The sequence below is a fragment of the Bacillus sp. AFS002410 genome, assembly GCF_002556365.1.
Lineage (GTDB): Bacteria > Bacillota > Bacilli > Bacillales > Bacillaceae_G > Gottfriedia.
Genome location: NZ_NUEU01000009.1, coordinates 317,632 through 331,071, shown reverse-complemented (window position 1 = coordinate 331,071; position 13,440 = coordinate 317,632). Strand labels below are relative to the sequence as shown.

14 protein-coding genes are annotated in these 13,440 nt (G+C 32.5%); 8 read left to right on the top strand and 6 right to left on the bottom strand.

Going from position 1 to position 13,440, the window contains the following annotated elements; translation table 11 throughout:
- Nucleotides 1-116: 116 nt before the first annotated feature.
- The 6 genes from CN692_RS09230 to CN692_RS09205 form a co-directional block, all read right to left on the bottom strand.
- Nucleotides 117-1,109: a nucleotidyltransferase family protein gene (locus CN692_RS09230; protein WP_098118861.1), complete on the bottom strand. Its 993-nt coding sequence runs from the start codon at nt 1,107-1,109 to the stop codon at nt 117-119.
- Between the two features lie 41 nt (nt 1,110-1,150).
- A complete protein-coding gene (locus CN692_RS09225; protein ID WP_098118860.1) occupies nt 1,151-2,968 on the bottom strand; it encodes an ABC transporter ATP-binding protein in 1,818 nt (605 codons plus the stop codon).
- Nucleotides 2,969-2,994: 26 nt separating this feature from the next.
- Nucleotides 2,995-3,372, bottom strand: coding sequence for a S24/S26 family peptidase (locus tag CN692_RS09220; protein WP_142317511.1), 378 nt, complete (start codon nt 3,370-3,372; stop codon nt 2,995-2,997).
- Between the two features lie 55 nt (nt 3,373-3,427).
- Nucleotides 3,428-3,697, bottom strand: coding sequence for a PqqD family protein (locus CN692_RS09215; protein ID WP_098118858.1), 270 nt, complete (start codon nt 3,695-3,697; stop codon nt 3,428-3,430).
- Nucleotides 3,697-4,485: a hypothetical protein gene (locus tag CN692_RS09210; RefSeq protein WP_098118857.1), complete on the bottom strand. Its 789-nt coding sequence runs from the start codon at nt 4,483-4,485 to the stop codon at nt 3,697-3,699. The genes CN692_RS09215 and CN692_RS09210 overlap by 1 nt, the downstream gene beginning before the upstream one ends.
- A 73-nt stretch (nt 4,486-4,558) precedes the next feature.
- The gene (locus tag CN692_RS09205; protein ID WP_098118856.1) at nt 4,559-4,783 is read right to left on the bottom strand and encodes a hypothetical protein; all 225 of its coding nucleotides are present in this window, start codon (nt 4,781-4,783) and stop codon (nt 4,559-4,561) included.
- A gap of 588 nt (nt 4,784-5,371) precedes the next feature.
- Between CN692_RS09205 and CN692_RS09200 the strand changes: the two genes are divergently transcribed.
- From CN692_RS09200 to CN692_RS09170, 8 genes are all read left to right on the top strand, one after another.
- Nucleotides 5,372-7,303, top strand: coding sequence for an asparagine synthase-related protein (locus CN692_RS09200; RefSeq protein ID WP_098118855.1), 1,932 nt, complete (start codon nt 5,372-5,374; stop codon nt 7,301-7,303).
- A 15-nt stretch (nt 7,304-7,318) separates the two neighbouring features.
- A complete protein-coding gene (locus CN692_RS25835; protein WP_142317510.1) occupies nt 7,319-7,444 on the top strand; it encodes a paeninodin family lasso peptide in 126 nt (41 codons plus the stop codon).
- Nucleotides 7,445-7,549: 105 nt separating this feature from the next.
- Nucleotides 7,550-8,482: an aldolase gene (locus CN692_RS09195; protein WP_098118854.1), complete on the top strand. Its 933-nt coding sequence runs from the start codon at nt 7,550-7,552 to the stop codon at nt 8,480-8,482.
- A complete protein-coding gene (locus CN692_RS09190) occupies nt 8,479-8,784 on the top strand; it encodes a lasso peptide biosynthesis PqqD family chaperone (protein WP_098118853.1) in 306 nt (101 codons plus the stop codon). The genes CN692_RS09195 and CN692_RS09190 overlap by 4 nt, the downstream gene beginning before the upstream one ends.
- Nucleotides 8,785-8,820: 36 nt before the next feature.
- Entirely contained in the window at nt 8,821-9,303 is a 483-nt protein-coding gene (locus tag CN692_RS09185; RefSeq protein WP_098118852.1) for a lasso peptide biosynthesis B2 protein, read from the top strand.
- Nucleotides 9,296-10,498 carry a nucleotidyltransferase domain-containing protein gene (locus CN692_RS09180; RefSeq protein ID WP_098118851.1) on the top strand — a complete coding sequence of 401 codons (1,203 nt, stop codon included), beginning with the start codon at nt 9,296-9,298 and terminating at the stop codon, nt 10,496-10,498. The genes CN692_RS09185 and CN692_RS09180 overlap by 8 nt, the downstream gene beginning before the upstream one ends.
- Complete coding sequence (locus CN692_RS09175) at nt 10,495-12,291, top strand: ABC transporter ATP-binding protein (protein ID WP_098118850.1); 1,797 nt, start codon at nt 10,495-10,497, stop codon at nt 12,289-12,291. The genes CN692_RS09180 and CN692_RS09175 overlap by 4 nt, the downstream gene beginning before the upstream one ends.
- A 67-nt stretch (nt 12,292-12,358) precedes the next feature.
- Entirely contained in the window at nt 12,359-13,372 is a 1,014-nt protein-coding gene (locus CN692_RS09170) for a metallophosphoesterase (RefSeq protein WP_179874401.1), read from the top strand.
- Nucleotides 13,373-13,440: the final 68 nt, after the last annotated feature.

Genomic DNA, 13,440 nt, shown 5'->3' with positions numbered 1-13,440 from the left:
GAGTATTGGTTATATGAATAGTGCAGACCATACCTCCACTAATAAAGCTAAGGAATATACATTATATTCCTTAGCTATTTTATTAGCATAAACTAAATTAGGACGACTTTATATTTCTATTTAGATTGTAATACAAAATTACTGATTTCTAAAAATGAATGTTTAATCTTATCATAACTAAAAAATTGATAATCAATATAATCAACATATTTATTAAGACTTCTATCTTTAGGGAACCTAATACTATTATATTTCCAAAAAGATGTAGATTTTTTAAGCTTAAACTCTCTAATAAAGTGAAGTTCTGGGAACAAATCGTAGACAATCGAAAGTGTTCTTATTAATCTTTTATGTGTTTGGTGAGAAGTAGCATCAAGAAATAATTTTTCATAATCCAATTTATCCCCTACTACATAAATCAATTGCATAATATCAAGAAAATACTTCAGTGAATCTAAATTATGCCTCCAGCCATGTAAACAAATCATATAAAATGTATGGTAATCTGATAATTCATATATAGAATTATAGTTATGTAAAGGCTGTGCATCACTCCAAAAGTCTTCAATATTTATACTCGAAGTATCATCCCTCATGATATTCCAATGTAACTCTACCGTTAAGGGAATTGGGGAGTTTGGTAGACTTTTACTAAAACTACAGTGAAAATGAGATGGAATAGGATCTTGTTCAATAATAAACCCCAATGACTTTATTAGGATAGTAGCTTGCTTAATTTGATGCGACTTAATTAATATATCAATATCGGAAGTTGACCTTGATCCTATATTTTCAAAGTATTTTTCTGCAAATGTAACACCCTTTAAAGGAATCGTTAGAATATTGTTTTTATCTAATAAGGATGCAATTTTCTCCCATTCACTTTTAATGAAAATATTCTGGTAGAATACTTTAGTGCAATTATTTTTTAGCCTTTCTTGAAAAAAGAGTGGTGTTTGATCAAATAAATTATGTTTTTTTAATAGATGATAGATTTGTGCAGAAATCGAAAAAAATTCAATGTCTTCTAATAGTTGTTCATAAGAAATTGATTTATCAAGTATTATAGGTGGTTGGCTATATACCGATTTTAAAAAATTTATAATCAAGGCAATACCCTCTTTTCAATGATGAAATACAAAGTGATTATTTACGCTTGCACTCTTAATGTTTTGTTTTCAATATTGTTTTGCTCAATCTTGGCCCCATGTAGTTTACGGTATGGACCATCCACTGAAATAAGTTCATAATGTTTTCCAGTTTGAACAATTTTTCCGCCCTCGATGACAACAATCATGTCTGCATTTTCTATTGTTGAGAGTCTATGAGCAATAACGAGCGTTGTTCGGTTGTGTGTTAAAAAGTCGAGGGACTCTTTTACTTCTCTTTCTGTTTCACCATCGAGAGCAGAAGTGGCTTCATCTAGTAAAAGAATAGGAGAGTTCTTTAAAATAGCGCGAGCAATGGCCAATCTTTGTTTTTGTCCTCCGGATAATTTCATTCCTCTTTCACCAATTTCGGTATTATAGCCATTTGGTAGAGTAAGGATATAATCATGAATTTTACTTAGTATTGCAGCATGGATCATTTCTTCTTCAGTAATATTTGGTCTTGCTATAAGTAAATTTTCCCGGATTGTACCACCAAAAAGGAAAGTTTCTTGGGGGACATGAGCCATAAGACTTCTTACCTCAGCGAGGGTATGTTCCTCAATAGATTTCTCGTTAATAGTAATAGTTCCATATTGTGGCTGATAAAGACCTTGTAGAAGATTAAATATCGTTGTTTTTCCTGCTCCACTTGAACCGACTAAAGCTGTTACTTTTCCAACGGGAATATGTAAGTTGAAATTTTCAAGCACCTTAATATCCTCATTGTATCCGAATGTAACATTTTGAAATTCAATAGAATTAATGGGGTGACTAGATAATGTATAGGTTGCTAATCTTGAAGATTCCGTAGGCGAATCTATTATTTTTGAAATCCTCTCTAATGCAGTTGCAGCTCGTTGGAAGCTTGCCCATTGACCGGCTAGACCAGTTAGTGGATACACTAAATGATCAACGAGATTGATATAGGAGAGCAATGATCCGACTGTTAACATTTTTTGGGAGACAAAATATGCTCCTAAACATAAACTAATTAAAAATGTAATAGCGCTAGCGGCACGACTACCTGAAATGAACCAACCCCGTAATTTTGTATTTTTAATTTCTAAAGAGAACAGTTCCTCATTTTGTTTAACATATTTTTTATACATGAGTTTTTCTAAAGTAAATGAGCGGATCATAGTGAAACCATGAAATGTTTCACTTAACAAATTATTAGTATTTCCTATCAAATCGTGAATCATTCGGCTATTATTACGTAATAATATTCCAAAAAGAGCACTTATAAAAATCGCAATGGGAGCAAAAACAATACTTATTAGACATAATTTCCAGTTAATATTAAATAAAAAAATAAAAACAGCGATATAAACAAAAGGTAATCTAATTAAATTAATTAGGCTGCTACCAATTACACCATCAATACTGTGAACATCATTTGTGAAATGAGAGATTAAATCACCTGTACGAAGATTTGAAATTTTTTTTGTGGGAAGTCTTAAAACGTGTCTAAACAGCATAGATTTAAAATCGCGTTTCACTCCACTTGTTGAGATTGTTTCTAAATAAATATTGAAATAGGTTGAAATGAGGCTAATTATTATTAGCCCAAAACCGGTTGGAATAAGCCATTTCAATTTGTTTAATTCACCTTGTACGGCAGCGTCCGTAATTTTTCCAAAAAACCAAGCATACGCAAGCATTAAACATATATCAGTTACTAATAAGAAAAGAAGACCCATATAGGCCCTTCGATGTTTTAAAATATATGGACTTAGTAGCTTAAAACTTCGGCCAATATCACCAGCAGAAAAATACTTGTTTAGTTCAAAACGTTTCTTTAAAGATTGAAAGTTCATAAATACACTCCATAATTAGAAAATCATCAAGAGATTTTAATTTTGTCTAAATAGATTCTAAATAAACGAGATAGAATAGGATAATTAAGCACTAGGTGACAATACAGTTTAGAAAATAAATTCTCAGTAGGCTTAATTCGGCCATTTATATATTCGAGCTTTCCAATAATTTGACTTTCACTTACTAATTCGTCAAATCCAAGGTTTGAATCTCCTTTAAAAAGAAAAGACTGTTCATCATGATAAATAAAGGTTTTATGTAATCTGTGAGCAACTAGCTGGCCATTTCTATTATAAAATAATGCAACTTCTCCTGTTTTTAAAAAGTTAGGCTTTTTATCAATAAACCTACATATATCTCCTTCTTGAATATAAGGGAACATACTCTTACCTATAGCTGGCAAGTCAATCCAACCTTTTTTATTAATGGTACTTTTAATTAGAAATACTATTTCTTGATTAGCTTGCATAATTAATTAAATTTAATGTTAATAATTCTGATAGAAAATGGTGAATATCTTTTTCTATTGATTCGTTTACCTCCACATATTCTTGTTTTATTGCTTGCGTAAGTGTATGTACACTTTGTGGCTGCTTTAATAATGTCCAGCAAAATCCACCAATATCATTAATCTTTGTAACAGTGAATCTGTCAGTATTTAAAATAATCCATTCATTATCAAAGTTAGTAGTTACATCATATTGTTCGTTTCTAATATATTTATCCATTAAGAAATCAACTCCCAAAATATATTGTTCTTTTGAAAATAGAGATTATAAATCGGAACTTCGTTTATCAATATTTCAAGAAGTCCCACAATCTTTTTTGTTTCGGACGGATCATGTGCCCAATAAAAAATTTTATCCATCAAATGTAAGAAACCGTCTGATTTACTCATCTGTGCTCTGTTATTTTCGAGAGATTGGTGTAATAATTGTACACTTGCCAAAGAACTACTTTTTATTAATCCAGTTGATTTAATTTCACTACGAAATGGAGAGTCAAATACGGTTATTTCATTTGGTGTAATTTTAATAAGGGTAGCTTCATCCGAAAGTAGCAATCTTGGATGGGATAACTTTGCTGCAGTTGATTTGCCAGCCCCAGATTGCCCTGCAAAAATGTGTGCTCTTTCTTCTTCAATTACACAAGAAGAATGGATTAGTAGTCCCCAGTTATGGTAAACAATATAAGAACTATATAGATTTGTTAATGCATGCTTTAGTGCAAGTTGGTTATGTGCAAAAACTGTAGATACAGTATATTCCTCATCTGTTTCGATTAAGTAATCAGCTCTTTGAAAGTAAATTTTTCCCTTCTCCTTCGTTACTTTAACTTGATAATCCACAAATGGTACTCCATAACCTTTCTCAATATGAATCCTTAAAAGTGGAAGTTGATGTTCATGACGTGGTATTAAAAATTTATTTTCATTAAATATTGAGGTTGCGAAGTCTATATTATTACTTGTAATTTGAATTAGGTGCTCACCTATAAGTGCATGAATTTTATCCATTATTTATCTCCCATGTTAAATTAGCTAGTAGATTTTTAAGAGAGTCAAATAAAAATGACTCTCCTAAACTTGCTTAAGGATTTGGTTGGCCATTACCTTTACCAGGAGTTCCTGCTCCACCTGGAGTCGTGTTTGGATTACCTGGTGGGAAGTTTGATCCATCGTTACCAGTACCAGGATGATCTTGATTGCCCTTGCCAGGATTCCAGCTCTGAGCTGTTTCAAATCTTACCTGTTGGTGATCTAAGATAGTAGGCCGATTGTAAACTTTGGGCGCATTATTAGTGCTGCTTCTCATAAAAACAACTCCTATCATAATATAAATGGTGTTACTATGTTCATTATAAAGAACGATAAAAAATAAGTAAACATAATAATAGGAATTTTCAAATATTATGTTATAAAGATAGTAGATAACAGAACCGGTATGGTAAGTAAGATAACTTTCATCTCTAATTTTGAATAAAGACTTTACTATAAAGTTTTATAAACTGATTAAATTATTTAGCCCAAAATAAAAAAGAAATGGCCTAATGGAAAATTTTTAGTTAAGTATAAAACTGAGGTTTTTTATGGACTAGAGGATGGTTTCAATTATAAAGAAAGGTAAGACAAATATTTCGACTAAAACTGTCGAAATATTAAGTATATTTAACCGTTGTACTAATTGACATCATTCATTGTTCAAGTTAAAATTTAATTATGTTCTTTATACAGAACGGTTGATTAATCTGTTAGATAATTAAAGTTCTTTAAAATTTTACACTAGAGTTCATTATTAAGAATGGTATGAATTGTAATAAATAGTATTAGCTAGAAGCAGTTCCTTAATCTGAATAGATAAGATTCCATTTATTAAATTGTGTTGTGGAAACTGGAGGAGAACATGAGTGCAATAACTGGTATTATTCATTTTAATAATGAACCTGTCCCTACTGAATATGGCAACGGATTAATGAAATCACTACAAAAGTACCCTGCCGATGATGTTCAAGTATGGCATAAAAATAATGTCCTTCTAGGGTGCCATGCACAATGGATTACACCTGAGTCGGTTGGGGAGCAGTTACCTTATTATGATTATAATAGAGGGTTAGTCATAACTGCCGATGCCATAATAGATAATCGAGAAGAATTATTTGATAGATTACATATAGATAAAAGTTATAGAAAAGCGATGCCAGACAGTCACTTGATTTTACTTGCCTATGAGAAATGGGGAGAAGAATCGCCTAAGTATTTAGCTGGAGATTTTGCTTACATAATTTGGGATGAGGCAAAGCGTCTACTATTTGGTGCCAGAGATTTTTCTGGTAGTCGGACACTCTACTACTATAACAACATGCAAAAGTTTGCGTTTTGTACGATTATGAACCCGTTATTTACTTTACCTTTTATTAAAAAGAAAATAAATGAGCAATGGCTCGCTGAGTTTATATCTATTCCAGGAAATTTTGAATCGGTAAATACTTCTTCGACTGTCTACGACTCAATAAGACAGATACCTCCTTCGCATATAATTAAGATTAAAGATGGAAATGAGACAATTTCACGTTATTGTGAATTGGCAAGTGTTGAAAAATTAAAACTGAAGTCAGATCACGAATATGAAGAAGCGTTTCGAGAAGTGTATCAAAATGCAGTAAAAGCAAGATTAAGAACTCACCGCCAAGTTGGTGCTCACCTTAGTGGAGGGCTCGATTCTGGTTCAGTCGTGAGCTTCGCAGCAAAAGACTTACAAAAAGAGAACAAACAATTATATACATATAGTTATGTTCCGGTGGATGGATTTGTAGATTGGACATACAAAAATAGAGTTGCAGACGAAAGGCCTTTTATACAGTCTACTGTACAGTATGTGGGAAACATAAGAGATCATTACTTGGATTTTGCAGATCGGAGTCCTTTATCCGAAGTCGATGATTGGCTTGATGTATTAGAAATGCCTTATAAATTCTTTGAAAATACGTTCTGGCTTAGTGGAATATATGAGAAAGCTCAACAAAATGACGTAGGCATACTTCTGAATGGACAGAGGGGGAATTGGACAGTATCGTGGGGGCCATTTTTAGACTACCAAGTTACACTTTTGAAAAAGTTGAACTTAGTTCACTTTTTTAAGGAACTTCATTTATATAGTAAAAACTTGGGAGTAAAAAAATCAAGAGTCTTCTCTGTAGTAAGAAAAAAAGCATTTACTTCTTTGAAGCGCTATACCCCTTCAGAAGACTATTTTCCTATTATAGTTAATCCTCAATTTGCCAAAAAAAATGGTGTTATTGAAACTCTTCAAGAGCATGGGATTGATATGAATGGTTACTCAAATTTAAATGCTTACGATATGAAGAAAGAACAGTTTGATAAATTGTACTACTGGAGTATAAATGGCACCTATGGAACAAAATTGTCCTTACGCCACTCTGTATGGGATCGTGACCCGACAAATGATTTACAAGTAATAAAATTTTGTTTATCTGTACCTGAAGAACAATATGTTCAAAACGGTCTCGATCGATCGCTAATTAGAAGATCAATGAAAACATATCTTCCAGATAAAGTTAGGTTGAATCAAAGGGTAAGAGGTGTTCAAGGAGCAGATGGGGTGCACCGAATGACATCGTTTTGGCAACAGTTTATAGATGAACTTAAATTACTTTGTACAGATTCTATGGCTTCCGACATTTTTAATATAGAGGTTCTAAAGTCATCAATTAAAAATATTGAAGGCGAGCCTCGTCCAGAATATGTATTTGATTTAGACTTTAGATTTTTAATGCGAAGTCTAATTGTTTACCGATTTCTAAAAAGTGTCATTTGAAAGGAGGTGAAATAGATGAAAAAAGAGTGGAAAAAACCAGAAGTAGAGGTACTTGATATTAGTATGACGATGGCTGGTCCAGGTCATAAAACGCCTGATGCAGTACAGCCAGATCCAGATGACCCTGTAAAATATAGCTAATTTAAGAAATTATGAATAACTATTTTCAAATGCCCTTATATGTTCCATACATATGAGGGTTTATTAAAATTATTTTATTTTTAAAATTAGTGTGGAGTGAAAAAATTGATAAACATTAGAAATAAAACTTTATATAAAGCATTTGGACTAAGTGTTCAATCCGAACTTCCACTTCCAGAACTTACTCAATTGGGCCAAATGGAAGAAAAAGCAGATGTTTTCATTAAAGTTGAGGATTTATCTGCAAAATGGCTTGAAATGGATGCTCCACAAAACAAGTTTGTAGTTAAAGAAAATTTTGTCATGTTTGAGGTACCAAACACAGCTATTTTTTCTATCCAAAGTGGAGTGGAAATTTTGATTACGCCGCATACAGGAGCTGAGGAAGCTAAAATCCGTCTTTATGTTCTTGGTACATGTATGGGTGCTATTTTATTGCAGAGAAAAGTATTGCCATTACATGGAAGTGCAGTTGCTATCAACGGGAAAGCATATGCCATTGTAGGCAATTCAGGTGCGGGAAAATCAACATTAGCTTCGGCCTTTTTAAGTAAAGGATATAAACTGCTTAGCGATGATGTTATTGCGGTAACTTTTAATGAAGACAACAAACCATATGTTTTCCCAGCTTATCCACAGCAAAAGCTTTGGCAGGAGAGTCTTGATGAATTTGGATTACAAACGGAGAATTATCAGCCCTTGTTTGAAAGAGAGACTAAGTATGCAGTGCCAGTTCATTCCCATTTCTACTCCGGCTCATTACCTCTGGCAGGTGTAATTGAGTTGGTAAGAACAGAAAGTGAAGAAATAGAATTAGTCCGTCTTGAAAAGCTTGAATGTTTACGAACTCTATTTTTTCATACATTCAGACAATCCTTTATTCATCGACTAGGTTTAACACAATGGCACTTTTTAAACTCTACAAAAATTTTAAATAGTGTAAACGTTTTTCAGGTGAAGCGTCCAATTTCAAAATTTACTGTCCATGAACTTGTTTCGATAATTTTAGGTACAGTCATTGAGGAGGAAAATAGATGATTAAGACTAGTAAAATTTCATTAAACTGTCAGGTTATACAAAATGAAGGAAACATCGTTAGTGATATGGATGGGGAAACGGTAATGTTGAACGTTCAAAACGGGAAATATTACAACTTAGGTGAATTAGGCGGTGTAATTTGGAGTTATCTTGAAGAATCAATAAAAGTTTCCGAAGTAGTTACAGCGTTAATATCAGAGTATGAGATCGAACAAAAGGAATGTGAGGAACACTTAGTCACTTTTTTAAATCAACTATTATCTGAGAAATTGATAAGTAGCTTAGATGAATCTAGTTGTTAATATTTAACTTTCTTGTTAAAAGGTAGGAAGTAAATCATGACGTTTATTAATAGGTTAAGAATATTTTTTTCAATGGATATTAAAATTAAACTATTATATGTTGAGGCTTTTATTTATTTAGGATGGGGAAGATTCCTAAAAGGGAAACAATTTGCAAAGGTTGCACCGACTTTAGGTAAACGAATGACTGAAACAACTCTTTCCTTTAATGCAGAACAAATACAAATCCTGAAAGATATATCTAGTTCCTTAAATATTATGAGCCGCTATACGTTTTGGGAAAGTAGATGTCTTGTTAAAGCAATAGCTGGAATGAAAATGCTTGAGAGACGTCGAATAAACAGTACTCTTTATTTAGGAACTGGTAAAGATGAAAACGGAAAACTAATTGCTCATGCTTGGTTAAGAAGCGGTCCTATTTTTGTTACGGGTTCAGAAGGAATGGAGAAATTTACTGTAGTTGGAAAATTCGCAAAAGTAGTAAGTGAGGAAAATAAAAATGGAGAAAACAATGAATAAAAATTTCACTTTGGATCTATCCCGCATTTCGAAAGAATTTATCTTACTGCTTGAATTTTTAAAATTGGATGGTTCTAATAACGTATTATTAAATAATAATCAGGTCTTAGTAGATATTGATTGGGATCATTTTTTAAAATTGACTATGCATCATCGTATGTTCTCAGTTATATACTCAAAGATTAAGAGTTTAAGTGATTCGATTGTTCCGGCATTCGTAAAACAAGATCTTAAAAAGCAATATCAAAAAAATACATTTCAAATGCTTCATTTAAGTGCTGAGATGGAAAAAGTAAGTAAACTATTAACTGAGAATAAAATCCGCGTAATTTTTCTAAAGGGTCCGGTACTTGCAACGGAGCTATATGGAGATATTTCGTTAAGAACATCCAGTGACTTAGATATACTCATTCCAATTAATGATTTAGTACGGGCTGAACAAATATTAATAGAAGAAGGCTTTGAAAAGGATGAGTACATCAAAACAGTACTGAGTGATTGGAAATGGAGACATCACCATATTACGTACTATCATCCTAAAAAGAGAATTAAACTTGAAGTTCATTGGAGACTTAACCCCGGGCCGAGGAAGGAACCAGACTTTAATGATCTATGGAAACGAAAAAGAAAAAGTTCAATTACGAAGTATCCTATTTATATTTTAGGGCGTGAAGACCTGTTTATATTTTTAATTACACACGGTGCACGTCATGGGTGGTCTCGTCTTAGATGGTTAATGGATATTCACCAAATATTAAAACAACCAATTGACTGGAATAAACTCAAGGTTTTATTAAATAAATACCAATGCTTTCATATCGGAGGACAGGCAATTATATTATCCTCTCATTTATTAAATACTCCTATTACAAAAGAAATGGAACAGTTTATAAAAAGTAACGTAGCTAAAGTTTTAGCTCAAGATGCTATTTATTACTTTGAGAATATGATTAATTTACATACTGATCCTGTCCCTGAGGATGTATCTAAATATCATGAACGCCATTTATTTTCACTAATGTCATTCGAGCAAAAAATACTATTTTTTCTAAGTTTCTTACATCCATACCCCGAAGATGCCGAGGTATTACCATTACCAAATTACTTACACTTTTTATACTTTCCTTTACGTCCTTTTTTATGGGTATGGAGAAAAACAAGGAAACACGTATCCATAGGAGGATTTAATAAATGAAAGATGTCGTTTACTTTTTAAAGCAAATTCACTCATTTACTGGGAAAATTTTATACATTAATCTTCTAGCAATGACTTTTATTGGATTGCTTGAAGGAGTTGGGATGATATTAATAATTCCGATTATTAACATGAGTGGTATCGTTAACTTGAATGTCAGTGGAACACCACTTTCAAGTTTTTTCGATTTCTTAAATCATACCTCGCTAATAATAAACTTACCCATTATGCTAGGAATCTATCTATTAATAGTAATTGGCCAAAATCTGGTCCAGAGGAAAATAACAATTCAAAACACGATTATTCAAGAAGGATTTTTAAGGCATTTGCGAGTAGAGACATATAACAAGCTGATTCATTCTGACTGGAACTTTTTTATTAAGAAGAGGAAATCAGATCTGATTAATTTGCTATTAGCAGAAGTTGTTCGAGCTAATAGTGGGACAAATGCGTTTCTACAATTTATGTCATCTCTAATCTTTACGGGTATACAGGTTGTTCTTGCCTTCTGGCTTTCACCTAAAATAACCACTTTCGTCATATTATTTGGGTTAATTCTAATTATTTTTAATCGAAAATTTCTTAAACGTTCTTTAGCATTAGGTAACAGAAATTACGAATTAGCAAAAAGTTATTTTGCGGGGATAAATGATCAAATAAATGGTATTAAGGATATAAAAAGTAATACTTTAGAAAACTCAAGAATGGATTGGTTTCAATCAATTACTGAAAAAATGCAGTCAGAACAGGTTGAATACATGAAACTTAAAACTACATCTCAATTATATTATAAAATTGCCTCTGCAGTATTAATCGCAATTTTTATTTATATTGGTGTTAGTTTATTTCATGCACAGACTGCTCAATTGATGTTAATTATTGTTATCTTTTCAAGATTGTGGCCGAGGGTAGCTGGTATTCAAGCCTCAATGGAGCAAATCGCAACAAATCTTCCGTCTTTTAAAGCTGTAAAAGTATTACAAAATGAATGTAACAATGCGAAAGAATTTGAAAGAGACTCGAACCAACTTATAAAACCAATCGCATTAAAGCATGAAATCGAATGTCGCAATGTTTGTTTTCAATACAATCAAAATGAGAAATTGAATGCACTTCAGGATATTAATCTAGTGATACCTTCCAATAAAATGACTGCTGTAGTTGGTAGATCAGGTGCAGGAAAAAGTACATTAATTGATCTATTAATGGGCCTAAACCAACCTGGAAAAGGTGAAGTTTTAATAGACGGGACACCAATTAAAAGTGACAATTTATTATCACTTAGAAAAGCAATCAGTTATGTTCCGCAGGATCCATTTCTATTTAATACAACTATTCGTGAAAACTTAATGTTAGTTGAACCAAATGCAAGTGACGAACAAATATGGGAAGCACTAGAGTTTGCCTCTGCTGCGGAGTTTGTAAATAGGCTTCCTAATAAATTGGATACATTGATTGGGGATCGCGGTATTAGACTTTCAGGGGGAGAAAGACAGCGAATAGTATTAGCTCGGGCTATTCTTAGAAATCCGTCTATTCTTGTCTTAGATGAAGCGACAAGTGCGCTTGATACTGAAAGTGAAGCAAAGATACAGGAAGCGATTGAACGATTAAAAGGAAAAATGACCATAATCGTCATTGCTCATCGACTATCGACAATACGAAATTCTGATCAGGTTGTCGTATTAGAGCAAGGAAGAGTAATCCAAAAAGGTGGGTTTAATCAACTTGCATCAGAAAAGAAAAGTATGTTTTGTAATCTATTACAAAACCAGTGGGAAGCTAGCCTTTGATAAACACTCATTTAATATGTAGTGTTTTTCTTATTGAATTAGATTCTATTTTTTGGAGAGGATGGATTTGAAAAACGCTAGACGTAAATTTTTAATTGTTCTGTTGGTAACCATTCTTCTTTTAGTTATTTATACAATTTGGGATAACAATCGTATCAAAATTGTAAAACAAGATATTATTATTGATCATCTACCTAAAGATCTTGAGGGGTATAAAATTCTTCAAATCACAGATTTACATAGTAAAGAGTTTGGTAAAAATCAACGTCGATTGCTACAATCAATTAATTCAATTGATTACGATTCAATCGTTTTCACAGGAGATATGGCTCTTAATAACGAAACTAAAAAGTATAAACCTTTTTATGATCTATTAAAGGGAATCCGAAATAAAGAGAACGCTATTTACATACCTGGAAATGATGACCCTGAGGCATACTTTGTCAATTCAAAAGGTGAATTAGCAAAAACTGAATTTGTAAAAGGAATTGAAAAACGAGGAGTCAAATTTTTAGAATCGGTCTATTCCGTGAAGAAATACAATTCTTCTATAAACTTTGTTGATTTTGAGGCGTCTATACTAAACCCAACTCAGAGTTATGTGCGAGTTAATGGTATCTTCGTACCGGCATATGAGAGAACAGTACAGTATACTGACCATCGCGAAAAATTACTCAGCGAGGTTTCTAGTATTGATCATTTAAATAAGAACGACATCTTGATTGCGCTTAATCATTTTCCCGTTGTTGATGCACGTATTGATACATTATTAAATGATCCGAATTTGAAGTTTAAAGATAGGAAATACGATTTAATTATTGCGGGACACTATCATGGCGGTCAAATTCGTATACCTTTTATTGGGGCACTTTTTGTCCCGGAATCATGGTATAAAAATAATGGATTGTTTCCTCCACAAAACCGTGTTAAAGGACTATGGGAATATAAACATACTAAACAATATGTCAGTGCAGGTTTAGGAAGTAGCGAAGCAATTCCACTGTTGAAGTTTCGTTTTTTTAATCCACCAGAAATTAATGTACTGACATTAAAAAGCAGTAAAAAAAATAGCAGCAATTAATCCTAAAATTTAAAAGATTAAATAACGCTAGTTTACTATTTACACCATTTTACCTAAAAGGAGCAATA